Below are 275 nucleotides of genomic sequence, written 5' to 3'. Positions count from 1 at the left end.
TTGACGATAACCTACTTTCACACTGGTTGCAGCACTATCATCGGCGTAGAGTCGTTTCACGGTCCTGTTCGGGATGGGAAGGGGTGGGACCGACTTACTATGGTCATCAAGCTTTGACTTGTATGCCGCGCAGCCTCATGGCTGCGCAGCGAATCTGGAGAAGTAAAGTTTTCGTTGGGTAGCATTCTCATCATCTGAGTAAATGCGCATAACCGTCAAGGTTATAGGGACAAGCCGTACGGGCAATTAGTATCAGTTAGCTTAATGCATTACTG

General features: G+C 48.4%; 1 rRNA gene. It reads right to left on the bottom strand.

Annotated features, from left to right (window positions below):
• Positions 1–111, bottom strand: a 5S ribosomal RNA gene (gene rrf, locus GTP44_RS26930); the annotation flags it as partial.
• Positions 112–275: the final 164 nt, after the last annotated feature.

This window comes from Duganella lactea, assembly GCF_009857505.1.
In the GTDB taxonomy this organism is placed as follows: Bacteria; Pseudomonadota; Gammaproteobacteria; order Burkholderiales; family Burkholderiaceae_D; genus Rugamonas; species Rugamonas lactea.
This window is presented reverse-complemented; position numbering and strand designations above follow the sequence as displayed.